At 72.7% G+C, this 24,802-nt stretch carries 25 protein-coding genes; 15 read left to right on the forward strand and 10 right to left on the reverse strand.

Features of this window, described 5'->3' with window-relative positions:
• Nucleotides 1-23: 23 nt before the first annotated feature.
• The 3 genes from ACIA8L_RS26005 to ACIA8L_RS26015 are packed head-to-tail and all read right to left on the reverse strand — an operon-like array spanning nucleotide 24 to nucleotide 5,085.
• The gene (locus ACIA8L_RS26005) at nucleotides 24-839 is read right to left on the reverse strand and encodes a FadR/GntR family transcriptional regulator (protein WP_395908908.1); all 816 of its coding nucleotides are present in this window, start codon (nucleotides 837-839) and stop codon (nucleotides 24-26) included.
• Nucleotides 836-4,213 carry an indolepyruvate ferredoxin oxidoreductase family protein gene (locus ACIA8L_RS26010; RefSeq protein WP_395908909.1) on the reverse strand — a complete coding sequence of 1,126 codons (3,378 nt, stop codon included), beginning with the start codon at nucleotides 4,211-4,213 and terminating at the stop codon, nucleotides 836-838. Before ACIA8L_RS26010 ends, ACIA8L_RS26005 begins: the two co-directional genes overlap by 4 nt.
• Nucleotides 4,210-5,085 (reverse strand): hypothetical protein, encoded by an 876-nt coding sequence (locus ACIA8L_RS26015; protein ID WP_395908910.1) that lies wholly within the window; start codon nucleotides 5,083-5,085, stop codon nucleotides 4,210-4,212. The genes ACIA8L_RS26010 and ACIA8L_RS26015 overlap by 4 nt, the downstream gene beginning before the upstream one ends.
• Nucleotides 5,086-5,139: 54 nt before the next feature.
• Here ACIA8L_RS26015 and ACIA8L_RS26020 point away from each other — a divergent pair, with 54 nt between their 5' ends.
• Genes ACIA8L_RS26020 through ACIA8L_RS26085 form a run of 14 tightly spaced genes read left to right on the forward strand, consistent with a single transcriptional unit; the run spans nucleotide 5,140 to nucleotide 16,756 of the window.
• Entirely contained in the window at nucleotides 5,140-5,979 is an 840-nt protein-coding gene (locus ACIA8L_RS26020; RefSeq protein WP_395909048.1) for an enoyl-CoA hydratase/isomerase family protein, read from the forward strand.
• Nucleotides 5,976-6,974 carry an acyl-CoA dehydrogenase family protein gene (locus ACIA8L_RS26025; RefSeq protein ID WP_395908911.1) on the forward strand — a complete coding sequence of 333 codons (999 nt, stop codon included), beginning with the start codon at nucleotides 5,976-5,978 and terminating at the stop codon, nucleotides 6,972-6,974. The genes ACIA8L_RS26020 and ACIA8L_RS26025 overlap by 4 nt, the downstream gene beginning before the upstream one ends.
• The gene (locus ACIA8L_RS26030) at nucleotides 6,974-8,137 is read left to right on the forward strand and encodes an acyl-CoA dehydrogenase family protein (RefSeq protein WP_395908912.1); all 1,164 of its coding nucleotides are present in this window, start codon (nucleotides 6,974-6,976) and stop codon (nucleotides 8,135-8,137) included. Before ACIA8L_RS26025 ends, ACIA8L_RS26030 begins: the two co-directional genes overlap by 1 nt.
• On the forward strand, nucleotides 8,134-8,916 hold the full coding sequence (locus ACIA8L_RS26035) for an enoyl-CoA hydratase/isomerase family protein (protein WP_395908913.1): 783 nt from the start codon (nucleotides 8,134-8,136) through the stop codon (nucleotides 8,914-8,916). Before ACIA8L_RS26030 ends, ACIA8L_RS26035 begins: the two co-directional genes overlap by 4 nt.
• A 3-nt stretch (nucleotides 8,917-8,919) precedes the next feature.
• Entirely contained in the window at nucleotides 8,920-9,804 is an 885-nt protein-coding gene (locus ACIA8L_RS26040; protein WP_395908914.1) for an amidohydrolase family protein, read from the forward strand.
• Between the two features lies 1 nt (nucleotide 9,805).
• Complete coding sequence (locus tag ACIA8L_RS26045) at nucleotides 9,806-10,834, forward strand: Gfo/Idh/MocA family protein (RefSeq protein ID WP_395908915.1); 1,029 nt, start codon at nucleotides 9,806-9,808, stop codon at nucleotides 10,832-10,834.
• A complete protein-coding gene (locus ACIA8L_RS26050; RefSeq protein WP_395908916.1) occupies nucleotides 10,831-11,457 on the forward strand; it encodes an isochorismatase family protein in 627 nt (208 codons plus the stop codon). The genes ACIA8L_RS26045 and ACIA8L_RS26050 overlap by 4 nt, the downstream gene beginning before the upstream one ends.
• Nucleotides 11,448-12,176 carry an SDR family oxidoreductase gene (locus ACIA8L_RS26055; protein WP_395908917.1) on the forward strand — a complete coding sequence of 243 codons (729 nt, stop codon included), beginning with the start codon at nucleotides 11,448-11,450 and terminating at the stop codon, nucleotides 12,174-12,176. The genes ACIA8L_RS26050 and ACIA8L_RS26055 overlap by 10 nt, the downstream gene beginning before the upstream one ends.
• Before the next feature lie 10 nt (nucleotides 12,177-12,186).
• The gene (locus ACIA8L_RS26060) at nucleotides 12,187-12,996 is read left to right on the forward strand and encodes an ABC transporter ATP-binding protein (RefSeq protein ID WP_395908918.1); all 810 of its coding nucleotides are present in this window, start codon (nucleotides 12,187-12,189) and stop codon (nucleotides 12,994-12,996) included.
• The gene (locus ACIA8L_RS26065) at nucleotides 12,993-13,883 is read left to right on the forward strand and encodes an ABC transporter permease (protein ID WP_395908919.1); all 891 of its coding nucleotides are present in this window, start codon (nucleotides 12,993-12,995) and stop codon (nucleotides 13,881-13,883) included. Before ACIA8L_RS26060 ends, ACIA8L_RS26065 begins: the two co-directional genes overlap by 4 nt.
• 26 nt (nucleotides 13,884-13,909) lie before the next feature.
• Nucleotides 13,910-14,986, forward strand: a complete 1,077-nt coding sequence (locus ACIA8L_RS26070) for an ABC transporter substrate-binding protein (protein ID WP_395908920.1) — start codon at nucleotides 13,910-13,912, stop codon at nucleotides 14,984-14,986.
• A 2-nt stretch (nucleotides 14,987-14,988) separates the two neighbouring features.
• A complete protein-coding gene (locus ACIA8L_RS26075) occupies nucleotides 14,989-15,279 on the forward strand; it encodes a hypothetical protein (RefSeq protein ID WP_395908921.1) in 291 nt (96 codons plus the stop codon).
• 11 nt (nucleotides 15,280-15,290) lie between these two features.
• Nucleotides 15,291-16,271 (forward strand): zinc-binding dehydrogenase, encoded by a 981-nt coding sequence (locus ACIA8L_RS26080; RefSeq protein WP_395908922.1) that lies wholly within the window; start codon nucleotides 15,291-15,293, stop codon nucleotides 16,269-16,271.
• Nucleotides 16,268-16,756, forward strand: coding sequence for a nuclear transport factor 2 family protein (locus ACIA8L_RS26085; RefSeq protein WP_395908923.1), 489 nt, complete (start codon nucleotides 16,268-16,270; stop codon nucleotides 16,754-16,756). The genes ACIA8L_RS26080 and ACIA8L_RS26085 overlap by 4 nt, the downstream gene beginning before the upstream one ends.
• On the opposite strand, the gene ACIA8L_RS26090 is transcribed toward ACIA8L_RS26085, so the two are convergent.
• From ACIA8L_RS26090 to ACIA8L_RS26120, 7 genes are all read right to left on the reverse strand, one after another.
• Nucleotides 16,746-17,633: an LD-carboxypeptidase gene (locus ACIA8L_RS26090; protein WP_395908924.1), complete on the reverse strand. Its 888-nt coding sequence runs from the start codon at nucleotides 17,631-17,633 to the stop codon at nucleotides 16,746-16,748. The two genes, ACIA8L_RS26085 and ACIA8L_RS26090, sit on opposite strands and share 11 nt — an antisense overlap.
• Nucleotides 17,630-18,847: an RNA polymerase sigma factor gene (locus tag ACIA8L_RS26095; protein WP_395908925.1), complete on the reverse strand. Its 1,218-nt coding sequence runs from the start codon at nucleotides 18,845-18,847 to the stop codon at nucleotides 17,630-17,632. Before ACIA8L_RS26095 ends, ACIA8L_RS26090 begins: the two co-directional genes overlap by 4 nt.
• Nucleotides 18,844-19,185, reverse strand: a complete 342-nt coding sequence (locus ACIA8L_RS26100; protein WP_395908926.1) for a YciI family protein — start codon at nucleotides 19,183-19,185, stop codon at nucleotides 18,844-18,846. Before ACIA8L_RS26100 ends, ACIA8L_RS26095 begins: the two co-directional genes overlap by 4 nt.
• 108 nt (nucleotides 19,186-19,293) lie before the next feature.
• On the reverse strand, nucleotides 19,294-19,863 hold the full coding sequence (locus ACIA8L_RS26105; RefSeq protein ID WP_395908927.1) for a GTP-binding protein: 570 nt from the start codon (nucleotides 19,861-19,863) through the stop codon (nucleotides 19,294-19,296).
• Complete coding sequence (locus tag ACIA8L_RS26110) at nucleotides 19,844-20,209, reverse strand: DUF742 domain-containing protein (RefSeq protein ID WP_395908928.1); 366 nt, start codon at nucleotides 20,207-20,209, stop codon at nucleotides 19,844-19,846. Before ACIA8L_RS26110 ends, ACIA8L_RS26105 begins: the two co-directional genes overlap by 20 nt.
• A 12-nt stretch (nucleotides 20,210-20,221) precedes the next feature.
• Nucleotides 20,222-20,629 (reverse strand): roadblock/LC7 domain-containing protein, encoded by a 408-nt coding sequence (locus ACIA8L_RS26115; RefSeq protein ID WP_395908929.1) that lies wholly within the window; start codon nucleotides 20,627-20,629, stop codon nucleotides 20,222-20,224.
• Nucleotides 20,630-20,709: 80 nt separating this feature from the next.
• Nucleotides 20,710-23,211, reverse strand: coding sequence for a nitrate- and nitrite sensing domain-containing protein (locus ACIA8L_RS26120; RefSeq protein ID WP_395908930.1), 2,502 nt, complete (start codon nucleotides 23,209-23,211; stop codon nucleotides 20,710-20,712).
• 432 nt (nucleotides 23,212-23,643) lie between these two features.
• Between ACIA8L_RS26120 and ACIA8L_RS26125 the strand changes: the two genes are divergently transcribed.
• Nucleotides 23,644-24,768: an ABC transporter substrate-binding protein gene (locus ACIA8L_RS26125; RefSeq protein ID WP_395908931.1), complete on the forward strand. Its 1,125-nt coding sequence runs from the start codon at nucleotides 23,644-23,646 to the stop codon at nucleotides 24,766-24,768.
• Nucleotides 24,769-24,802 lie beyond the last annotated feature (34 nt).

Genomic DNA, 24,802 nt, shown 5'->3' on the forward strand with positions numbered 1-24,802 from the left:
CGGGCGGGTGACGCCCGCGGGTCTCAGTAATCCGGCGGGCGGATGAGCTGAGCGTTGACCACCACGGCGGGGTCGACGCCGAGGTTCGCCTGCGGCTGTGTGTCCTCCTGGTGGCGGCGGGCGAGGATCGCGGCACCCGGGCCGTCGCCCTGCTCGATGGCCCGGATCAGCTCGGCGTGGCTCTCGATACTGCGCCGGGTCGCCTCGGTGCCGGGCAGGTCGCCCTGCAGCTCCGCGTGCGCGGCCCACTCCTGCTCGTGCGCGTACCACAAACCCTCGAGCATGCCGACGAGCAGCTCGAACGTCTGGTTGCCGCAGTTGCGGACCAGCGCCTCGTGAAACTCCCGCATGCAGGCCACGAACTTGGCGAAGTCGCCGACGCCGGCCTCGGTGCGCTCGTGGATCTCGCGCAGCGCGGGGACCACGGTCTCCAGGCGGTCCGGGCGGGTCGCGCACATCTCGGCGCACATCGGGTCGAGGCGGCGGACGGCCAGGCCCAGGTCCTGCACGCTGATGGTGCGGGACTGCAGGACGAGGCCGAAGACGTAGCCGGCCCGTTCGATCTGCGGCGGGTGCACCTCGGCGCCGCCGCGGTTGCCGCGCCGGATGGTGATCAGCCCCTCGGTCTCCAGCGTGCGCATGGCCTCGCGGACCGACGGCATGCTGACCCGGTACTCCTCGAACAGCTCGTCCTGCTTCAGCAGCCCGTTGTCCGTGGTCAGCTCGCCGCGCAGGATCCGGTCGCGCAGCTCGTCGGCGAGACGCTCCCCGACCCGGCGCCGCGCCACCAGCGGCCCCTTGATCCCATGGCCCTCCGCCACGTTGTCCCCCTCGATCACGCCGCCAGCAACGCCCGGAACTCGGCGACATTGGCCAGCTTGATGCTCTCATATCCGCGGACGACGTCCGGGGCCCGCGCCACGGTCAGGCACCGTTCGTGGTCGCCGGCGCGCAGGGCGGCGAGCATGGCTTCCACATATTCCCCGGGCAGTGACCGCTCCACCTTGCGGACCACGGCCCGGCCGAACGGGTCGAAGGCGGTGCCGCGCACCGGACGCATCGCCCGCAGCACCCCGAACACGGGCCGGATCCAGGGGCCGAGGGCGAGCTTGTGGCGCAGACCGAGCGCCCGCAGGAAGGGTGGGTGGATGTGGTACCGCGCCCCGCTGCCGTGGTCGACCTGGAGATGCAGCCGCGCCACCTCGTACTCGTCCTTGTACGCCAGCAGCTTGAAGAGATACCGGGAGAACTCCTGCGTCACGTCCACGGGACCGGCGGCGGCGACCTCGCGCACCGCTGCCACGTAGCGCTCGGCCAGTCGCGCATTCTGGTAGTCGAACAGCTCGGCCGCCCGCGGCTCGGCGATCTCCCGCACGGCGGCCGGCAGCCCGGCCGCGTCGAGCAGCTTCGCCGCGACCGCGCGGGCGCCCTTCGACGGGTCGAGGGCCGAGGGCTGCACCGCCGCCTCCACCGCGACCGGCGACGACACGTGGTGGCGCCCGGCCCGGAACGCGGCGATGTTGTCGTCGACCGCGACCCCGTTGAGCCGGATCGCCTCCTCGATCGAGGCGGCCGTCAGCGGCACCGCCCCGGCCTGGTAGGCCACCCCGAGCAGCAGGACGTTGGCGGTCGCCTCGTTGCCGAGCAGCTCCCGGCTCAGGGCGGCCGCGTCGACCGCGGTGGTGCGCGCGGCCGCGGCCCGGATGCGCTCCAGCAGCTCGCCGGCCGGGGGCAGGCCGATCGCCGTGTTCGTCACGACCGCCGAGGTCGGGGTGAGCGAGGTGCCGACGATCGCGACCGTGCGCTCGGCGCCGGCCCGGGCCAGGTGCTGCGGCGCGGCCCCGCTGAGCGCGTCGAAGACCAGGAACAGGTCGGCCTGACCGTCAGAAACGGCGGCGGTGCGGGACTGCACCGGGCCGGAGCCGATCTGCAGGTGGGAGACGACGGCGCCGGCCTTCTGGCTCATCCCGGTCTGGTCCAGGCCGGCCGTGTGCAGCCCGTCGAGCCGGGCGGCGGTGGCCAGGACCTGGTTGACCGTCACGACGCCGGTGCCACCGATGCCGACCAGGTAGATGCCGTAGGTCCGGTCGCCGACGACCGCCTTGCCGGCCGGCTCGGCGGGTGGCTCCTCCACCTTGGCGCGGCGGCGTTTCGGTCCGGTTGCGACAGCGCGGACGGTGACGAACGACGGGCAGTCGCCGTCGAGGCAGCTGAAGTCCGAGTTGCACGACGTCTGGTGGATGCGGGTCTTGCGGCCGAGCTCGGTGTCGACCGGTTGGACCGAGAGGCAGTTACTCTGCACGCCGCAGTCGCCGCAGCCCTCGCAGACCCGCTCGTTGATGACCACCCGGCGGTCGGGCTTCGGCAGCTTGCCGGTCCGGCGCAGGCGGCGGGCCTCGGCCGCGCAGACCTGGTCGTAGATGAGCACGGTGACGCCGGGGACGGCGGCCAGGCGCTCCTGCGCGGGCAGTACCTCGGCGCGGGGCAGCACGACGGTGCCCGGGGCGAGGTCGCGCACGCCGCGGTAGCGCGACGGGTCGTCGGCACAGACGATGATCTGCTTGACGCCCTCGGCCGCCAACTCGCGGGTGATCGCCGGGACCGGCATCCCGCCCGCGATCTCCTGGCCGCCGGTCATCGCGACGTAGCCGTTGTACAGCAGCTTGAACGTGATGTTCACGCCGGACGCGACGCAGGCCCGGATGGCGAGCAGCCCGGAGTGGGTGAACGTGCCGTCGCCGAGCTGCTGGAAGATGTGCCGGGTCCGCGCGAACGGGGCCATCCCGATCCACGGCACACCCTCGGAGCCCATCGGCACGACCGGCAGCTTCTGGTTGGAGGTGAGCCGGGGGTCGAAGTAGGACATGCCGTGGCAGCCGACCCCGCCGCCGACGACGGCCCCCGCGGGCAGGACGGTGGAGCGGTTGTGCGGGCAGCCGCTGCAGTACGCGGAGGTGCGGTTCAGCAGCGGCAGCGCGATCGGGCCCTTCGAGGGCACCTTGACCGGCACGGGGAGCCCGAGTTCGCGGCGCAGGATCGGTTTGAGCCGGTCGACGGTGAGCTCGCCGGAGGCGGGCACGAGCGGCCGCCCGTCCCGGTCCCGCTTGCCCGCGATCGTCGGGCGGTGCGGGGTCGAGTACAGCGCCCCGCGCAGCGCCGACTCGATGAAGTCGCGCTTCTCCTCGACGACGACGACGTGTTCGAGGCCGTCGGCGAAGCGCTCCACGATCGCCGGGTCGAGCGGGTAGATCATGCCCAGCTTCAGCAGCCGGATCCCGCGCGCCTCCAGGTCGACGTCGGCCAGCACCTGCCGGACGTCGTAGTAGGTCTTGCCGGCGGCGACGATCCCGATCCGCGCGCCGGCCCGGGCCCCCTCGATGCGGTTGAGGCCGTTGGCGGCGGCGAACGCGACGGCCGCGAGGTGGCGGCGCTCGAGCAGGTCCCGCTCCCGGTCGACGAGGATCGTGGCCACCAGCTCGAGGCGCTGCCGGTGCTCCCACCGCTCGCCGTCGATCTCCAGCTCGGGTCGGACGAGTGACAGCCGGCCCGGGTCGAGGTTCACCGACCCGACGGAGTCGGCGACGTTGGTGACCACCTTGAGCCCGACCCAGCAGCCGCAGTACCGCGACAGCTCCAGGCCCGTCACCCCGTAGTCGAGCAGTTCCTGGGTGGAGCCGGGCACGAGCACCGGCATGAGCGCGTCGTAGAACGCGGTCTCGCTCTGGTTGGGCAGCGACGAGGACTTCGCGCCCGGGTCGTCGCCGGCCACTGCGATGACGCCGCCGAGCGGGTCGGTGCCGAACTGGTTGGCGTGCTTGAACGCGTCGCCGCAGCGGTCCACGCCGGGCGACTTGCCGTACCAGAGCCCGAAAATGCCCTGGAGCCCGTCGCGCAGGCCGCCCGGCGAGGGCTGCTGGGTGCCGAACACGACGGCCGCCGCCAGTTCCTCGTTGACGCCGGGCACGTGCCGGATGTCCTGCGCCTGGAGGGTCTGCGCGGCCCGGTGCAGGGTGAGGTCGAGCCCGCCGAGCGGGGACCCGGGGTAGCCGGAGGCGAGGCCGCCGGTGCGCCGCCCGGCCGCCGCGTCGAGCCGGCGCCGGTCCAGGAGGATGCGGGTGATCGCCTGCGTGCCGGTGAGGACGACGGTGCCGTCCTCGGCGTCGTAGCGGTCCTCGAGCCGGTAGCCGGAGGGCCGGCTCACCACGTCGGTCATGGGAGTCTCGGGCCCTTCGTCGCTGCGTCGCTGGGGTTTTTGTAGAGCAGGATGGTGCAGGCGCCCCCGTCCAGGCCGGACGGGCACAGGTTGACCGGCCAGGGCGCGCCGATCCGTTCGCGGGCCATCTCGACGTGCCAGATCGGCACGTGCGTGCGGTAGATGGTAGTGGGCCGCCCGCCCCAGGTCACCGGGTGCTCGTCGGCGACGACGGCCAGGCCGAGCCCGGCCGCGAACCGGCCGTCGAGGACCTGCCGGGCGCAGGTGCCGCAGGGGTCCTGGACGATCGTGAACTTCTCGTCGTCCTGGCTCACCTCGAGCTCGGTGAAGTGCCCCCGCAGGAGGCGGACCAGGTTGAGCAGGCGCTCCTCAGCGGGCCGCTCGATGTCGGCCATGAGGCCGCGCAGCGAGTCCTCCCCGCGCCGGCGATGGAAGGCCTCCAGCTCGTCGGGGCCCCACTGGGAGTACACCTCGGACAGCAGGGCCGAGAGCCAGTCGCGCAGGACGTCGATGACCGAGCGCCACTCGGCCTCGCGCCGGTCGAAGATGGCCAGTGCGCGCTCGATGTCGGCCGCGGCGGCCACCTCGCCGGCCATCGGGGGCGGCGGCTCGGCCAGCACCGGCTCGACGCCCGGGTAAGCGGCGAAGAAAACAAGCGTACGTTTGGTCAGAAGTCGCAGGCCCGGAGGTCCGTGGCGCTCGGCCGCGGTCGCGAGGATCGTCGAGACCCAGTCGAGGTAGCGGTCGCGCTGGCCCAGATGCTCGCGCTCCAGCGCGGCCAGCTCGTCGCGCATCGAAGCCGGAGCGGTGGCCCGCTCCAGCCGGGCCCGGGGCGAGCGCGACAGCTCGCGCAGCTCCTCATCGGTGAACACCGAAGACCACCTCCCTTGACGCTAAGGATATAACCTTATAACCTTCGCGCTGTGATGCACAACACACCACTTTCGGAAGCGGGCCCGGCGTACTCGACGCTCCGGGTCTCCGTCGACGCCGGGGTCGCGTGGGTCGAGCTGCACCGGCCCGAGGTGCTGAACGCCTTCAACGAGGCGATGCTGCGGGAGCTGGCCGGGCTGTGGACGCGGCTGCGGCTGGACGACGAGGTGCGGGTCGTGGTCGTCACCGGCGCGGGCGACCGGGCCTTCACCGCCGGCTACGACCGGGCCGGGATGGAGGCGGCCGGCGCCGACCGGGACCCGCTGCTGCAGGCGGCCAGCCCGTTCCTGCGCGCGGACGTCGGCGAGTTCCTCGGGCCCAAGTCGGGCGGCCTGTGGAAACCGGTCGTCGCCGCGGTCAACGGCATCGCCTGCGGCGGCGCCTTCTACCTGCTCGGCGAGGCCGACATCATCGTCGCCGCCGACACCGCCACGTTCTTCGACCCGCACACGACGTTCGGGATGCCGGCCGTGTTCGAGCCGCTGCACCTGCTGCGCCGGATGCCGCTGGGCGAGGTCCTGCGCCTGACCCTGCTGGGCTCGGCCGAGCGCATGTCGGCCGCCCGCGCCCTGCAGATCGGCTTGGTGTCCGAGGTCGTGCCGCCGGACGAGCTTCGAGCCTGCGCCGGTACTGTCGCCACGACGATCGCCGCCCTGCCCCCCTTGGCGGTGCAGGCGACGCTGCGCTCCATCTGGACCGGCTCGGACCTGGGCCCGGCACAGGCCCTGGGGGTCGCCCACGCCCTCGTCGCGGCCGGCACCGACCCGGCCGCCATCGCCGCCGGCCAGCAGACGTTCCGCACCGGCGACCGGCCGAAGTGGCGGCTCCGATGATGGACTTCGCGCTCACCCCGGACCAGCTCGACCTCCGCGCCGGCCTCACCGAACTGCTGGCCGACCACTGCGACCCGCACCGGGTCCGGGCCGCCGAGCCGCTCGGCTTCGACCCCGAGCTGTGGTCCGTGCTCGGCGACTTCGGGTTCCCGCACCTGGCCAGCACCCGCGAGGCCGACCCGGCCGGGCTGAGCGACCTGGCCGTCGCGGCCCGGGCCGCCGGGTCCGCGCTCGCCTCCGCCCCCCTCGTCGAGACCCTGGTCGCGACCCGGCTGCTGGACCGCCTCGGCCGCACCGACCTCACCGGCCTGGTCACGTTCGCGCCCCGGCCGGCTATGGCCGGGATCGCCCGCACCGCGCCCTGGGCCGCGGTCGCCGACCGGGTCATCGCCTGGGACGACGGGCTCATCGTGGCCTCCCGGCCCGGCTCCGCCGTCGAGTGCCCGAAGCAGACCCTGGCCGGGCTGGCCCTCGGCCACGTGGACCTGGCCGACGCGACGGTCCTCGCGGCCGAGCCGGACGCGGCCGAGCCGTTCGCGGACGCCCTGGCCGACTGGCGAGTCCTGACCGCCGCCGCGCTGACCGGCGTGGCCGCGGCGGGGCTGCACCTCGGCGTCGACTACGCGAAGACCCGCCACCAGTTCGGCCGGCCCATCGGCTCCTTCCAGGCCCTGGCCCACCAGCTGGCCGACGCCGCCGCCCTGGTCGACGGGGCCGAGCTGCTGGTCTTCGAGGCCGCCTGGGCCGCGGATTCGGGCAGCAGTCGCCGACGCGGCCTGGCCGCGATGGCCGTCGCCTTCGCCGGGCGGGCCGCCCGCCGCGCGACCGACCGGGCCCTGCACGCACACGGTGGATACGGGTACACCAGCGAGTACGACATCCAGCTGTATTTCCGCCGGGCGAAGGCCCTGGACCTGCTCGGCGGCGGCGAGCGGGCAGCGGCCGACGCCGTCGTGGAGCTCGCCCTGGCCGACGTCGACGAGGGGCGGGCCTGATGGACTTCGAGCTCTCGCCGGCGCAGCAGCGCTTCCGCACCGAGGTCCGCGAGTTCCTCAAGGCACTCCCCCCGCACACGTCGGCCGCCGTCCACGACTCCGGCACCCTGCACAGCTGGGACGTGCACCGAGCCATGACCGAGCGCGGCTGGCTGGCCGCGGCCTGGCCGGTCGAGCAGGGCGGGCAGGGCCGCGACCCGTTCGAGATGGCCACCCTCAACGAGGAGTTCGCCCGGGCCGGCATCCCGATCGAGGGCTGGCTCATCTCCGAGCTGGTCGCCAAGACCCTGCAGATCGTCGGCACCGAGCAGCAGCGCGGCGAGGTCATCCCGGCCATCCTGAGCGGCCGCGCCCTCATGAGCCTCGGCTACTCGGAGCCGGACTCCGGCTCCGACGTCGCCGCCGCCCGCACCCGCGCCGTCCGCGACGGCGACGATTGGGTCATCGACGGCCAGAAGATGTTCACCACGATGGCCCACGAGGCCAGCCACGTCTTCCTGCTCGCCCGCACCGACCCCGACGTGCCCAAGCACCGCGGCCTGACCATGTTCCTGGTCCCCCTCGACGCCCCCGGGGTCGAGATCCGCCCGGTGCCCACGCTCGGCGGCGAACGCACCAACGCCACCTTCTACGAAGGTGTCCGGGTCCCCGACCGCGCCCGCGTCGGCGAGGTCGACGGCGGGTGGGACGTCATGATGGTCGCCCTCGCCTTCGAGCGCCAGCCGGCCGCGGCCGGGGCCCTGCTGCACCTGGTCGGCCGGGCCGCCGACTGGGCCCGCACCCCCGGCCCGGACGGGCAGCGGCCCATCGAGCGGCCCGAGGTCCGCGCGGCCCTGGCCCGGGCCGCCACCGACCTCGAGGTGAGCCGGCTGATGGGGTACCGCATGACCTGGCTCACCGCCCAGGACGTCCTCCCGCACACCGAGGGTTCCCTCGCGAAGCTGTTCAGCTCGGAGGCGCTGACGCGGGCCGCGGCATCGTTCGAGGACGTGCTCGGCGCCGACGGGCTGCTGGCCGGGCACGGCACCGGGGCGCCCGCCGACGGCTGGATCGAGCATGAGTTCCGCCACTCGGTCGTGACCACCATCTACGCCGGCACCAGCGAGATCCAGCGCGGCATCATCGCCGAGCGCCACCTGGGCCTGCCCCGGAGCCGGTCATGACCGACATCCTGTATTCCGTCGCGGACGGCGTGGCCCGGATCGTGTTCAACCGCCCGGAGAAGCGCAACGCCCTCGGCCCGCCCCAGCGCGAACAGGTCATGGCGCTGCTCGCGGAGGCCGCCTCGACGGTGGAGATCCGGGCCGTCGTCCTCACCGGCACCGGGCGGGCCTTCTGCGCGGGCGGCGACCTCACCGGCACGGCAGTGCCAAAAGCCAAAGTCGTCGGGGGTACCGCAGCCGGCGTCCGCAGCGCCCAGGCGCTCATCGCCGCCGTCCTCGACTGCCCCAAGCCCGTCATCGCCGCCGTGAACGGGGTCGCGGCCGGCATGGGCGCCCAACTGGCCCTGGCCGCCGACTTCATCGTCGCCTCCGAGCAGGCCCGCTTCGCCGAGCTGTTCATCACCCGCGGGATCGTGCCCGACGCCGGGGCGGCCTATCTGCTCCCCCGCATCCTCGGGCTGCACACCGCGAAACGGCTGCTGCTGCTCGGCGGCGACCTGTCCGTCGCCGACGCCGAACGGCTCGGCATCGTCCACCGGGTCGTGGCGCCCGCGGAGCTCGACGCCGCCGCGGGCGAGCTCGCGGCCCGGCTCGCGGCCGGCCCGACCGTCGCCATCGGCCTGGCCAAGCGCCTGCTCAACCACTCGCTGGACGCGGACCGCGTCGCGGCGTTCGACCGGGAGGAGATGGCCGTCGCCATGAACGTGTGGACCGAGGACAGCGCCGAGGGGCTGCGCAGCTTCGCCGAGAAGCGCGACCCGGTCTTCCGGGGGCGGTGAGCGATGCCAAGACCGACTGACATCGGTGTCGTCGACCTGATGATGGGGATCCCCAAGGGCGGCGGCGACGACAGCTGGCGCCGCTTCCTCGGCAGCCAGCTGCGCGACAAGGAGAGCCGGGAGACGTACCGGTTCCCGGCCGAGTACATGTACAAGGACCTGCCCGGCCAGCGGTTCAGCGCCGACGGGGCCAAGGCCGTGCTCCTGGAGATGGACCGCTGGGGCGTCGAGCGGGGCATGATCACCGTCAGCTTCGACGACGAGCTCGCGGTCGCGGCCCTGCGTGAGCACCCGGGCCGGTTCCTCGGGTCGTTCCCGGTCGACCCCAACGCCGGCATGGAAGGCGTCCGCGCACTGCGCCGGGCCGTCGAGGAGCTCGGCGTCGTCGCGGCCAGCGCGATGCCCAGCGGCTGCAACCCGCCGGTGCCGATCAACGACAAGCGCTTCTACCCGCTCTACGCCGCCTGCGTCGACCTCGACATCCCGATCTTCGTCTGCGCCGGCGTGCCCGGCCCTCGGGTGCCGTTCGCGGCCCAGGACGTCGCCCTCATCGACGAGGTCTGCTGGTTCTTCCCCGAGCTCAAGTTCGTCACCCGGCACGGCTGCGAGCCGTGGGTCGACCTGGCCGTGAAGCTGCTGCTGAAGTGGCCCAACCTGTACTACTCCACGAGCGCCTTCGCCCCCCGCTACTACCCGAAGGCGATCGTCGACTTCGCCAACACCCGCGGCGCCGACAAGGTCCTCTACGCCGGCTACTTCCCGATGGGCCTGTCCCTGGAGCGCATCTTCACCGAGCTCGACGACCTCCCCCTGCACGACGACGTGTGGGAGAAGTTCCTGCGCACCAACGCGCTGAAGGTCCTCGGCCTCGCCAAGGAGGGGGCCTGAGATGGGCCGCCGGGCGATCGTCTGCGGCACCGGCTTCGGCCTGCGCGTGCACGTGCCGGCCCTGCGCGCGGCCGGGTTCGAGGTGGCCGCGCTGGTCGGCACCGACCTCGAGCGCACCACCCGCCGCGCCGCCCGGCTCGGTGTGCCCGCCTCCTTCGACTCCCTGCGAGCCGCCCTGGATGTCACCGAGGCCGACGTCGTCACCATCGCCACCCCGCCCGACACCCACGCCGAACTGGCCGCCCTGGCCATAGCCGCCGGTCGCAACGTGATCTGCGAGAAGCCCCTGGCTCTGACCGCCGCCGAGGCCGAGACACTCACGGAGACAGCCACCGCGGCCGGGTTGGTCGCGCTGGTCGGCACCGAGTTCCGCTGGGACCCGGCGGTCGAGGCGGTCCGGGATGCGATCGCCTCGGGCCTGATCGGCCGCCCGCACACGGCCACGGTGATCCGCTCCTATCCGATCCTCGCCGCCGCCGACGCGCCCGCCCCGGGCTGGTGGTTCGACGCGGCCCGGGGCGGCGGGTGGCTGCGCGCGAACGGCACCCACCTGATCGACCAGCTCCAGCTCTGGCTCGGTCCGATCGTGTCCGTGTCCGCGACCCTCGGCCAGGCCGTGCCCCGCTCGACGGGCGCCGCTGACGACGGATACAGCGCCATGTTGTCGTTTCCGTCGGGCGCGGCCGGCGTGCTCCAGGAATGCGCCGCGGTCTGGGGCGAGCCGGCGGAAGTCACCCGGGTCGCCGGGACCACCGGCACGCTATCCATTGTGGACGGCGACGCATACCTTGCCACCACGGACGGCACGCGCCGGCTCACGCCCGAAGTGGTCCGCCCCACGGACGTCGGCCCGCGCCCCTGGACCCCGCACGAGATCGCCGCCTACACAGGTCTCGCGCGATGGCTCAATCATCCCACACCGGGCTTCCCCCGACCGGCATCGTTCGCTGACGGCTCGGCCGTGCTCCGCGTCATCGAGGCGATCGAAACGTCGGCCGCGCAACGCCGCTGGATCGAGGTGCCCAGATGAGCCGAACGCTCGATCCCGATCTCGTGCGGCCCGCGGACACCGCAGTGCTGACCATGGAGCTCCAGCGCGGCATCGTCGGGCCGGAGAGCCTGGTGCCCGACCTCGGCGACCAGCTCCGCGCGGCCGGCGGCATCGACGCCGTGGCCCGCCTGCTCAAGGCCGCCCGCGCCGCCGGGGTCGCCGTCGTCCACGCCACCGTCGCCCACCGCCCCGGCGGCCGCCCCGCGGGGGCCAACGCGCCGATCCTGCGCCGGGCCGAGGCGGTGCCTGGCGCCAACCTGCACATCGGCTCGGTCTCGGCCCAGGTCCTGGCGGAGCTGGGGCCGGAGCCCGGGGATGTCGTGGTCGAGCGGCACCACGGCGTCACCCCGTTCACCGCGACCGAGCTCGACGCAACCCTGCGCGGCCTCGGCATCCGCACGGTCGTGCTGGTCGGGGTGTCACTGAACATGGGCATCCTGGGCGCGTCGGTGGAGGCGATCGGGCTCGGGTACAACGTCGTCGTCCCGGCCGACGCCGTGGCCGGCTCCCCGCCCGACTACGCGGCCGACGTCCTGCGCTACAGCCTGCGCCATCTGGCTTGGTTGTCCACAGTGGACGAGGTGGTGGCCGCATGGACCTGACCGGACGCCGCGCCGCGATCGCCGGGGTCGGCCCGGGCCTCGGCCGCGAGCTGGCCCTGACGTTCGCCGCCGCCGGAGCCGAGGTGGCCCTCCTGGCCCGCAACGCCGCTCACCTGGACGAGGTCGCGGCCGAACTGACGCCGGGCGTGCTGCGCCTGCCCACCGACCTGACCGACCGGGCCCAGTGCGCCGCCGCGGCCGAGCGGATCGGCGCCGTCGACGTCCTGGTGCACAACGCGTTCACCCGCCCGCCGCTCGGCTCGCTGGGCGAGCGCACGGCCGCCGACTGGCACGCGGCCGTGGACGGCAACATCCTGTCGGCCACCAACCTGCTGTACGAACTGCTGCCGCGCATGCGGGGCCGCTCGGCCTCGGTCGTGCTGATCAGCTCCATCTCGGCCCGGCGGCCCCATCCCGGGTCCGGCATCTACGCGGCGATGAAGTCGGCGATGCTCACCCTCGTCCAGGTCCTGGCCCGCGAGCTCGGCCCGGCCGGCATCCGGGTCAACGCCGTGGTCCCCGGCTACATCGAGTCCGACAACCTCGAGGCGTTCTTCGCCGACCCGCAGGCCCGCCGGGACGCCGAGGCCGGCACCTGCCTGGGCCGGTTCGTGACCGCCCGCGAGGTGGCCGCGGTCGTCGCCTTCTTCGGCTCCCCTCTGTCGGCCGGCGTGACCGGGCAGACCCTCGACGTCAACGCCGGCCAGTGGTTCGGCTGAAAGGAGGACCGTGGACGCGAAGACGCGGCCGGACACCGCCACCAAACTGCGCGCGAACGGGGTGGAGCGGCAGTTCATCTCCGGCAAGAGCAAGGTGCAGGCCCTCGGCCCGCTCGACCTGACCGTCCGCGACGGCGAGTTCGTCTGCCTCGTCGGGCCGTCCGGCTGCGGCAAGTCGACGTTCCTGCGCATCGTCAACGGCCTGCTGCCGCCGACCGCGGGCACCCTCGACCTCTGGCTCGACGACGGCCGGGCGGCGACGTCGATGGTCTTCCAAGACTACGGGGTGCTGCCGTGGAAGACGGTCCTCGCGAACGTCCGGTTCGGGCTGGACCTGGCGAAGGTGCCGCGCAAGGAGGCCAACGCACGGGCGGCCGACTGGATCCGGCGGCTGGGGCTGGCCGGCTTCGAGAAGGCCTATCCGGCGACGCTGTCGGGTGGCATGCGGCAACGGGTCGCGATCGCGCGGGCGCTGGCGGTACAACCGCAGATCCTGCTCATGGACGAGCCGTTCGCGGCCGTCGACGCCCAGATGCGGGTGGTACTGCAGGAGGTCCTGCTCAAGGTCTGGGAGGAGGACCGCCGCACGGTCATCTTCGTGACGCACAGCCTCGAGGAGGCCCTCGTGCTGGGCGACCGCGTCGTCGTCGTGTCGGCCCGGCCCGGCCGGGTGGTCGCCGACATCACCGTCCCCTTCGACCGGCCCCGCGCCGGCGACCTGCGGGGCACGCCCGAGTTCGCGGCCCTGCACCAGGACGTGTGGGACGTGCTGCGCGACGAGGTCCAGGCCTCCCTCGCGGCCGGAAAGGAGTCGACATGACCCAGGTGACAACGCCGGTGGACCGGCCCGCGGCGGACGGGGCCCGGCTGGTGCGGCGCGAGGCCTCAGCGACGCCCGAGCGGGCCGCGGTCCGCCGCCGCCGGCGCCGCGTCATCGAGATCGCGCTCGGCTTCGGCGCCCCGATCCTGCTGTTCGTGCTGTGGCAGATCGCGGCCACCAGCGGCGCCGTCAACCCGCTGTTCTTCCCGGCCCCGACCAAGGTCTGGGCCGCCGCGCTCGAGCTCATCAAGAGCGGCGAACTGTTCAAGCACCTGTGGGTCAGCCTGACCCGGGTGCTCATCGGCTGCGCGATGGGCGTGGTGACGGGCGTGGCCGCCGGGGTCGCGCTCGGTGCCTCGCGCTGGGTTCGAGCCACGCTCGAGCCGCTGCTGTCGGCGCTGTACACGGTACCGAAGCTGGCCGTGTTTCCGTTGCTGCTACTCATCTTCGGCCTCACCGACACCGCCCTGAACGTGGCCATCGGCATGACGGTCTTCTTCTTCATGTGGGTCAGCACGATGACCGCGTTCCTGGCCGTGAGCCCCGGGCACCGGGAGGTCGCGCAGAGCTTCAACGCGGGGCCGTGGCCGACCTTCCGGCACGTGATGTTCCCGGCCGCGCTGCCGCAGATGTTCATCGGCCTGCGCATGTCGATCAGCGTCGCCGTCCTCATGATGGTCGGCGTCGAGTTCACCCAGGCGAACCAGGGCATCGGCTACCTCATCTGGTACTCCTGGACACTTTTCCAGGCCCCCCGCATGTACGTCGGGATCGTCGCCGTCGCGCTCATGGGCCTGCTGCTGTCGAACATCGTCAAGTGGATCTCCCTGCTCGTGCTGCCCTGGGCTCGCGTCGAGATCGAGGGCGGCGACCGCAACCTTCTGTGACTCGTTGTTGGAAAGGACACCCCGCCATGCGTCGATTAGCTTTGGTCGCCGCCGCCGCCCTGCTGTTGACCGCCTGCGGCGACGGCAGCGACACCCCGGCCGCCGCCCCGACCGCGAACCAGCCCACGACCGCGCTCAGCGCCGGCCCCACCGGCCCGAACACCCCCGCGCCGAAGCCGCTGCCGACTGAGGTCACCGTCAACGCCTCGATCCCCTTCCGCAACATCGAGGCGTACGCACCGCTGCTGCTCGCCGAGTACTTCGGCGAGTTCAAGAAGGAGAACATCAACATCAAGATCCAGCTCGTCCAGACCAACAACCTGGTCGTGCTGATGCAGAAGGGCGACATCGACTTCGCCCCGGCGGCCCCCTCGGCCGGCCTGTTCAATGCCATCGCGGGCGGCGCCGACATCAAGGGCATCGGCGGCGGCGTCGGCTGGACGTCGGCCAACCACCAGGGCTACTACGTGCGCAAGTCCCTGCTCAAGCCGGACGGGACGTTCACCGCCTGCGACCTGAAGGGCAAGAAGGTGTCGACCGGCTCGGCCACCGGGCTCGGCTCGCCGGCCGTGGTGGAGCTCGCGGCCTACCTCAAGACCTGCAACCTCACGGTGAAGGACGTGACGATCGTCCCGCTCGGCGGGGCCGACCTGCTGGCCGGCCTCGACTCCGGCTCCGTCGACGCGGGCAACCTCAGCGACCCGGTCTGGAGTACCGCCGAGAAGTCCGGACACAAGCTCATCATCCCCTTCACCGCCTCCATCACCAGCTATTGGATGGGCAAGATCCGCACCGCGAAGCCCGACGTGGCCGCGGCCGTGCTGCGCGCCCTGGTCCGCACCACCCGCACCTACCTGCAGGGCGACTACCGCAGCAACCAGGAGGTCCGAGCCGGGCTCATCAAGGCGATGGAGACCACCGACGCGGCCCTGACCGGCCCGTCGAGCCTGGTGTTCGACCCCGACTTCAAGTTCCCGGTCGCCAACATCTCCCCCATCGAGACCGCCTGGGCCCAGATCGGCGGCATCGTGAACTTCGACAAGCCGCTGACCGACGCGCAGATCTTCGATGACACCCCGCGGTCGACCGCGGTATCGGCGTAGCGATGCGCAAGTTCCTGGCCGTCGGCCACCATGGCCCGGTCGACCCCCGGCTGGGCCTGCGCATCGCCGCCGAGGCCGTCGACTGGATCACGGCCCGGCTGGCCGACGGCACCTTCGACGGCCTGTATTCGATGGCCGGCGGCGGCCGGCTGATCGTCGCCAACGCGGACAGCGAGGAGGAGCTGCTCGCACTGCTGCGGGCGGCTCCGGACGCGGAGCGCGAATGGACGTTCACCGAGCTGTTCGACGGCATCGAGGTCATCCGCAAGTACGTCGACTCGATGCGCACGTAAGGAGTTTCGTGATGACCGACATGTGGGCGGCCCAACTGGTGGCTCCGTCGACGTTCGCCCACGTGCGCGTGCCGGCGCCGCTCGTGGCCGCCCTCGCCCCCGGCGAGGTGCTGCTGCGGGTGCGCGCCGGCGCGATCTGCGGCAGCGATATGCCCCTGTTCAAGGGGGCCGTGCAGCTGCGGGGCGGCCTCGGCAACCATCCGGACGGCGCGCCACCGGGCCCGGGCTGCCCGATGCACGAGGTCGTCGGCGATGTCGTCGCCTCCCGCCACCCCGGCTTCGAGCCCGGCGTGACCGTGGTCGGCTGGGCCCTGGCCCAGGATGCCATCGCCGAGCTGTGCATAACCGAAGGCGATTCATTGGTACCGCACGACGGCCGCCTTCCCCCCGCGGAGGCGATCGTCGCCCAGCCCCTGGCCTGCGCCATCTACGCCGTGGAGCGAATGGGCGACGTCTGCGGCCGCCGGGTCGCCGTCCTCGGCCTGGGCCCGATCGGCATGCTGTTCAGCCACGTCCTGAAGACCCGCGGCGCCCACGTGGTCGGCGTGGACCGCCTGAACCGCACCGACACCGCCCCACGCTTCGGCGTCGACGAGTTCGTCCAGGCCGCCTGCGACCGCTGGGCCGCCTCGCTGGGCCCGGACGACCGCCCGGAGATCGTGGTGGAGGCGATCGGCCACCAGGTGGGCACCCTGACCTGCGCGATCGAGGCAGCCGCGGTGGGCGGCCTGGTCTACTACTTCGGGGTCCCCGACGACCTGGTGTACCCGGTGCCGATGCACGCGTTCTTCCGCAAGGACCTGACGCTGAAGGCCGGCACGACGAAGGACCGGCCGCGGGTCCTCCGGCTGGCCCAGGAGTACCTGCACGACCATCCGGCCATCCTCGACGCGTACGTCACCGACCGCCTGCCGATGACCAGCGTCCAGGAGGCCTACGACCGCGCCGCCACACCGAGGGCGGGCCAGCTGAAGGTGGTAGTCGAGGCATGAGTGACAAAGAGGCGATCCGCGAGCTGGTATACCGGTACTGCCGGGGCATCGACCGGCTGGACATGGACCTCGTACGCGACTGCTACCACCCCGGTGGGGTCGATCACCACACCGGGTTCGACGGGCCGATCGAGGAGTACGTCGCCTGGGTGGAGCCGAAACTGCGCGGCTTCGACGGGACCATGCACCTGGTCGGGAACCAGCTCGTCGAGGTCGTCGGGGAGCGGGCGCTGGCGGAGACGTACGGGATGGCCGTGCACTGGGGCCCGCCCGCGGACGACCCGCAGCTGAACTTCACCAGCGGCTTCCGCTTCGTGGACGTCCTGGAGCGCCGCGACGGCGAGTGGCGGATCCTGGAACGGTTCGCCTCCCGCGAGTGGACCCGCGCCGACCGGTTCGTCCCCCGTGAGGCGCCCGGCCCGGAAGGCAGCCGCGACCGCGAGGACCACATCTACCGGCTCCGGGACCGCCTGATCAGTCCGTGACCACGGTGAACACCCCGGCATCGGCATCCAGCTCGGCGCGGGCGCCGAGGGGCAGCGACAGGTTGACCGGGCCGTGGCCGCTGCCGAGTCCGAACCCGACCGGCGCGCCGAGTGGGCCGACCACGTCCGCGATCACGTCGCGGATGTCGTTGTACGGGTCCGCGCACTCGTGCATCCGCCCGAAGACGAGGCCGGTGACCCGGTCGAGGGCGCCGGCGTCGATCAGCTGGGTCAGGAGGCGGTCGATCCGGTACGGCACCTCGCCGACGTCCTCGAGGAACACGAGGCGGCCGCTCAGGTCCGGCATGTGCGGGGTGCCCAGCAGTGCGGTCAGCAGGGTCAGGCAGCCGCCGGCCAGCGGGCCGGTGGCGACGCCGGGCCGCAGCGGCTCGACCGGCTCGGTCAGCCGATAACCGCGGTCGAACAGGGCCGCGTGCAGGCTGCGCCGGTTGGCCTCGGCGTCGGGGGTGTCGTCGAGGAGCTGGTGGGTCGCGACGTTCGGGCCGTGGATCGACACGACCGCCGGGTGGTGCACCGCCAGGTAGGCGTGCAGCGCGGTGATGTCGGAGCAGCCGACGACGACCTTCTCGGTGACCGGGCCGGTCAGCCGGCGCAGGAGGCGGGTGGTGCCGTAGCCGCCGCGCGTGCAGAAGACGGCCCGCACGTCCGGGTCGGCCAGGACGGCGCCGAGGTGACCGGCCCGCTCGGTGTCGGGGCCGGCCAGGTAGAACCGGTGGCCGTGGTCGACGGCCACCCGCACCCGCAGGCCCCAGGACTCGAGCAGGTCGACGGCGCGGGGCAGCAGCTCGCGATTCTTGGCGGTCAGCTGCGACGCGGGCGCGATGATGGCGACGGCGTCCCCGGCGGCCAGCTTCACCGCAGCCGGTCCCGGCGCTGGGTGAGCTCCACCTTCTCGGCGTTGTTGCCGGCCAGCGCGATCGCCCGGTCGTAGGCGGCCCGGGCCTCGTCGCGGCGGCCGAGCCGGCGCAGCAGGTCGGCCCGGGTGGCGTGGAACGGGTGATAGCCCCCCAGCGGCAGCCCGTCGACCTCGGCCAGCGCGACCTGGGGCCCGTCGAGCTCGGCGACCGCGACCGCCCGGTTGAGCCGCACGATCGGTGAGGGGTCGAGGCGCACCAGCAGATCATAGAGCGCGAGGACCTGGGACCAGTCGGTGTCCCGGGCGTCGGCGGCATCGGTGTGTACCGCACTGATGGCCGCCAGCACCTGGTAGCGCCCGGGCGCCCGGCCGGTGGCGAGCCGGGCCCGGACCAGCGCGTGGCCCTCGGCGATCAGCTCCCGGTCCCACGCGCCGCGGTCCTGCTCGTCGAGCGCGACCAGGTCCCCGCCGGCCGACACCCGGGCCGGGCGGCGGGCCTCGGTCAGCAGCATCAGCGCCAGCAGCCCGGTCACCTCGCCGTCGTCCGGCAGCAGCTCGCGGACCAGCCGGGTCAGCCGGATCGCCTCCGCGGTCAGGTCGGCCCGGATCGCCCGGTCCGGGTCCGAGGCCAGGTAGCCCTCGTTGAAGATGAGGTACAGCACGGCGAGTACCCCGCTGACCCGGGCCGGCAGGTCCTCGCGGTCGGGCACGCGGTACGGGATGTGGGCGGCCTTGATCTTCGCCTTGGCCCTGGTGATCCGCTGGCCCATGGCCGGCTCCTGGACCAGGAACGCCCGGGCGATCTCGGCCACGGTGAGCCCGCCGACCATCCGCAGGGTCAGCGCGATCCGGGTCTCCATGGCCAGCGCCGGGTGGCAGCAGGTGAACACCAGCCGGAGCCGGTCGTCGTCGATGACGCCGACCGGCTCGGGGGCGTCTGTTCCGGCCAGCATCATCGCCTCCTGGTGCTTCTCCTCGCGCCGGACCTCGCGCCGCAGCCGGTCGATGGCCTTGCGGTTGGCGGTGGTGGTGAGCCAGGCCCCGGGGTTGGGCGGGACCCCGTCGGCGGGCCACCGCTCGACGGCGGTCGCGAACGCCTCGGCCGCCATCTCCTCGGCGATGTCGAGGTCCCCGATCCGCCGGGCCAGGGTGGCGACCACCCGGGCCCACTCCTCCCGGTGGACCCGCGCGATCACCGCACCGACGTCGGTCACTCGGCCGGGCCCAGGATCGGCCGCAGCTCGATCCGCCGGTTGCACGCTTTCGAGCCGAGCGCGGCCAGCCGCAGCGCCACGTCCAGGTCGGCCGCCTCGATGATCCAGAAGCCGATCATGAACTCCTTGGTCTCCACGTAGGGCCCGTCGGTGAACACGGGCTCCCCGCCCCGGGCGTCCACCACGGTCGCGCTGCTCGGCGCCGCCAGCCCGTTGGCGAACACCCAGTGCCCCTTCGCCTGCAGCTCGCCGGCGTTGAAGGCGTCGATCGCGGCCGCCTCCGCGTCGGTGGCGAGCTCGGTCGAGTCGGTGAGCACGGACATCAGGTACTGCGCCATCGCAACCATCTCCTGTCGTCGCGCGGCCGCCGTCGGGCCGCCGTCACCCCACCTACGAACGGCGCCGGCGCGATCCGACAGACACGACCGAAATTCCTCCAGGAGAACTTAGCCGGTGGCGATCAGTGACAGTGCGTGTTCGGCCACGGCGACCAGCGTCTGCTTCACCGACTCCCGCGATCGGGCGTCGAACAGCACGAGCGGCACGTGGCTGGAGATCGCCAGGGCCCGGCGGACCTCGGACGCCTCGTACTGCGGGGCGCCGTCGAAGCAGTTGACCGCGGCCAGGTAGGGCAGGCGGCGGTGCTCGAAGAAGTCCAGCGCGGCGAAGCTGTCCTCGATCCGGCGGGTGTCGACGATGACCACCGCGCCCAGCGCGCCGAACACCAGCTCGTCCCACATGAACCAGAAGCGCGTCTGGCCGGGGGTGCCGAACAGGTACAGGACCAGGTCGGAGGCGATCGTGATGCGGCCGAAGTCCATCGCCACCGTCGTCGTGGTCTTCTGCGGCACGCCGGCCGGGTCGTCCACGTCCATGGCGGCCACGGTCATGACCGCCTCGGTCGTCAGCGGGGTGATCTCCGAGATGGCGCCGACCATCGTGGTCTTGCCGGCGCCGAAGCCGCCCGCGATGATGATCTTCACCGCGGTGGCCCGCTCAGAGGTTGCGGAGTCCAATGAGAACCCTTTCCAATACGTTGATCCGCTCCTGGGTGTCCCCGGCCTCGAGCGGCTCGTGGAGGGTCAGGATGCCCTCCGTGATCATGTCGGCCACCACCACACGGGCGACGCCGAGCGGCACGCGCATGCTCGCCGCGATCTCGGCCAGCGACAGGGGGCGGTCCGCGCACAGACCGGCGATGAACTGCCAGTCCCGGCCCGCGTAACGACTCGCCTCCACCCCCCGCTGCATGGTCAGCATCAGCGCCTCGATCGCGATCTCCTGCGTGGGCTCCGTCCGGCCCTTGGTCACCGCGTAGGGACGCACGAGAGCCCCGCGCGGGTCGTCCTCGCCGCCAGCCATCCCCGCCCGCCTTTACGGGGACACGGTCTCGCGCGGCGGTGACACCAGCGACTGGCCCACCCGCTCGACCAGCAACGCCATTTCGTAGCCCACATGGCCCACATCGCAGCTGCGGGCGGCCAGCACCACGAGCGAGGAGCCGTCACTGATCGCCATGAGGATCAGGTAGCCGGCTTCCATGTGCACGATCGTCTGCTGGACCTCGCCGCCCTCGAAGTGCCGGGCCACGCCGTAGGTGAGGCTGACCAGGCCCGCCGTGATGGAGGCGAGCTGCTCGGCCCGGTCCGGCGGGAGCTCGCCGGTCGCGGCCAGCAGCAGCCCGTCGGCCGAGACCGCGATGACGTGCGCGACCCCGTCCAGCGGCGCGGCGAAACTGTCGAGCAGCCAGCTCAAACTCTCCAGTGCCCCGGACCCCGTCATGCGACCTCCGCTTCGCTCCGGCCGCCCGACGTCCGAGCTGCCCCCATGATGACCGGCCCCTCCGCTGCGCTCCGCACCGGTCATGTGCGCTTCTCCTCCGTTGCCTGGGCGCGGTTCGGCCCGGCCCCGCCGGCCTGCCGTCCGCGCTGGACTCCCCGTTGATACGACGACAGCAGGCCGCGCAGCTCCTCGGCGCTGGGCCGCTTGAGCTTGGTCGGCTTCTCCGGCACCCCGCCCGGCACCAGCTGGGCCTGCGGCGCGCGGATGGGCAGGCCGGACTCGGTGCTGCCCTGGAAGCGCGGCTTCTGCGCCGCGGCCGCGGCCCGCCAGCCGTCGTCGGCCCGGGTGCGCCACATGCCCGTCCCGTCGGCGGCCGCCGCGGCGGAGACCGGCTCGGGCTCCGGGCCGGCCATGACGCTGTGGCCGCGCTCGTGGAACCAGGTCTCCTCGATCTCGCGGAAGATCGGCAGCTCCGTCGTGTCGTCCTCGGCCGTCGCGATCGGCGCACTCACCATCGCCGCGGGGAGGATCGGCGGCTGCGGGCGCTGGATCGCCGGCGGCGGCTGCGGGATCGACACCTGCGGCCGCTCCGGCAGCGGGGCGGCCGGGCGCCGGGCCGGCAGTGACGGGCGCTGCATGACCAACGCCGAGCCCGGAAGCATGACCTCGGCCGTCGTGCCACCGCTCGCGTTCGGGCTCAGCTGCACCAGGATCTGGTGCCGGGCGGCGAGCCGGCCGATGACGGCGATGCCCATGAGCCGGAACGCGCCGACGTCGACCGGGGCCGGCTCGGACAGCCGGCGGTTGAAGTCGGCCAGCGACTCGCGCGGGATGCCCAGGCCACGGTCGTCGACGCAGACGATCGTGCGGTCGCCGACGCGCTGCCCCGACACCATGACCGGCGCGTGCGGCGGCGAGAACCGGGTCGCGTTGTCCATGAGCTCGGCCAGCAGCCGCACGACGTCGTTGACGGCGGGTGCGGCGACGAAGACGCCGTCGTCGAGCTCGCCGAACTCGATGCGCTCGTAGAGCTCGATCTCGGACTGCGCGGCCCGGATCACGTCCATGAGCGGGGCGTCCTGGCGGCGCGGCGGCGCGGTGTCGGCCCCGGCCAGCACGAGGACGTTCTCGTCGTTGCGGCGCATCCGGGTGGCGAGGTGGTCGAGCTGGAACAGCTGGGCCAGCCGCTTCGGGTCCTCCTCGCCGCGCTCGATCCGGTCCAGCTGGCCGATCATCCGGTCGACCAGCGTCTGGCTGCGCCGGGCCAGGCTGAGGAACATCGCCGAGACGCTGTTGCGCAGCACGGCCTGCTCGGCCGCGACCCGGACGGCCTGGCGGTGCACGGTGTCGAACGCGCGCACGACCTCGCCGATCTCGTCCTTGCTGTCGAACCCGGCCGGGTTGCGGATCTGCTCGGCGATCTCCTGCGGCGACCGCTCCCGGACCGTCTGGGCGTCGCGCAGCCGCATCACCAGCTCGGGCAGGTCGTGCTCGGCGACGCCGAGCGCGGTCTGGCGCAGCCGGCGCAGCGACCGGATCATCGAGCGGGCCGTGACGAACGCCAGGCCGACGACGAGGGCCAGGATCGAGAACAGCACGGCCGACTCGATGACGACCTGGCGGCGCACCGTGGAGCCGATCTCGGCGGCGTCGCCGATGAGCTGCTCGTCGAGGCGGGCCTCGGTCCAGCGCATCAGGTCGTTGACGGCACCGAAGACGGCCACGGCGTCCTCGGCGTCCACTGTGGGCGCCTGGCCGGCCGTGCGCTGGATGGTCGCGGTGAGATCGTCGGCCATCTGGGTCGCGTCGCCGGCGATGGCGGAGTCGACGATCCGGCGCTGGGGCACGCTGGCCGACAGCGAGAACGCGACGAACGCCTCCTGCTGGCCGGTGAGCGTGGCCACGAGCGCGGAGAGCTGATGGGAGTCGACGGTGCCGGACTTGAGCGCGGCGTAACTCACCGCCTCCTGCTCCGACACCCGGGCCTTCGCCTTGGAGAACGCCGCGGCCGCCCGCAGCTCGTCGGCGAGGGACTGGTCGGTGCGCACCTGGGCCACGGCCTCACGGAAGGAGACGAGGTCCTCGGCGACGACCCCGTAGCGCAGCAGGACCTCGGCGACCGACACGCTCTGGCGGTCACCGACGTCCTTGCGGATCGCCGCGAGGACCTCCAGCTGGTCGTCGATGCGCTCCAGCCGGTCGCCGACCCCCGGCGGTACGTCGCCCAGGGTGGCCCGGCGCTGGGTGTAGCCGGCGACCGCGGCGTCGGTCCGCACGATCTGCCGGTTGTAGGCGTCGGCCTTCGCGTCGGGCGCCGACAGCAGGGCCGCGGCGTCCATGCGCTCCAGGTGTACTTCCTGAGCGAGCGCGGACACGTCGGCGGAGAGCCGGGTCAGGTCGCCCACCGTGTCGGCGTCACCGGCCCGGCTGCTCGCGTCCTGCAGTCGCAGCACCGCGAGGGTGACGATCGCCAGGAGCGGTACCAGCAGGATCAGGCCGAGCTTGGACCGGATCCGGGCATCGGCCAGCCGCGGCGGGCGGAACCGGAAGCCGCCACCGGCAGGCCTCTTCGAAGCGGGCATGAGCAATCTCCGCGTGATCGTGTGGGGTCGCCAATGACCGTCCCGGCGGCTGCGGCGGTCGGGCTGGTCGATCCCGGCCGGGGGGCCGGACTCACCACGAGACCGAGGCGCAGGACAGGGCATTCCACCATGAACGTCACCGCTGCGGAAACCCCGTCCGCCTTTTTCCCGCCGCCGCCGACCGGCCCCGCGAAGTGGATCAACCACCGGACCAGCACATTCACTATTACCACTGAGTAGATCACGGTTCGGTCCCTGGGTAATCGCAACAAGCCGTTAACACGAGATTCAGCAACGTCACTTGGATGCGTATTTCATGCCCCTTGACCACCCCTCGTCCGGGATGGCAAGGTGCGCATCCGAACGAACGGACTTCGATCGAGGGGAATCGAGTTGCGGCGCTGGCGCCTGCTCGCGGCGATGCTGGCAGCGATGTCCCTGGCATCGACCGGCGCATGCACATCAGTAAATGCAAAAGGTCAGACAAATATCGTCGTCGCGGCCAGCCTGGAACTTTCCGGCAGCGCGGCCGACATCGGCGTGGCCTATCAGCGGGCCCTGGAGCTCAGGGCCGCGCAGATCAACGCCGGCGGGCTGCTCGGTGACCGCCGGCTGACCGTGAAGGTCCAGGACAACCGCGGCGACCCCGCGACCGCGCTGACCCAGATCACCGCGTTCACCGCGGACCCGGAGGTGGCCGCGATCATCACCGGGACCTGCGCCGACTGCACCAGCGGGGCGGCCAAGGTGATCAACGAGCGGCAGGTGCCGACGATCGCGTTGACGCCGGTCGCGGACGTCATCGCGCCGGCGGCCGACCGCAAGTACATCTTCCGGCTCGCACCCAGCGCCGACGACGACGCCCTCGTGCTGGCGGGCGAGCTCGGCCGGGCCGGCCAGCGCAAGGTGGCGCTGCTGTCCAGCGACGACGCCTACGGCCGGCACGGCTCGGACGCCCTGACCCGCGAGACCGGCAAGATCACCGGGGCCAAGATCGTCGGGCGCGGCCAGTACGGCCCGGCCGAGAGTGACCTGTCCAAGGCGGCCCGCTCGGCGCTGACCGGCGCCCCGGACGCGGTCGTGATCTGGGCCTATCCGCAGCAGGCGGCCCTCGCGGTCGGCGCCGTGCGGGCCGGGGGCTACCACGGCCAGGTCTACCTCGACGCGGCCGCGGCCGGCGACCTCTTCCTCGGCGGGCCGTTCGCGGGCAGCGACAGTACCTCCATGGTCTTCACGCCGACGTTGGCCATCGACGATGTCATCGCGACCACGCCCGCGAAGGCGGCGCGACGGCAATGGTTCCAGGACTACACGTCCCGCTACGGCACGTATCACGGGCACGCGTCATTCGCGGCCGACGCTTTGCAGCTCATCGCCAATGCCGTGGCCCAGTCGGACGCGACCGACGGGGCCACACTGCGGACCCGGCTGGAAACAGCACAGGTCGACGGGCTGAGTGGCTCCATTCGATTTACACCCGACAACCATTCCGGGCTCACGCCGCAATCCCTCGCGATGCTCGAGGCGCGCGGCGGCCGCTGGCGGCTGCTGGGTTAGTCGAGCGTTCAATAACCAGCTCAATTTCTGATGG

Origin of the sequence: Dactylosporangium sp. NPDC051541 (genome assembly GCF_044454505.1) — a bacterium.
Taxonomy (GTDB): Bacteria; Actinomycetota; Actinomycetes; order Mycobacteriales; family Micromonosporaceae; genus Dactylosporangium.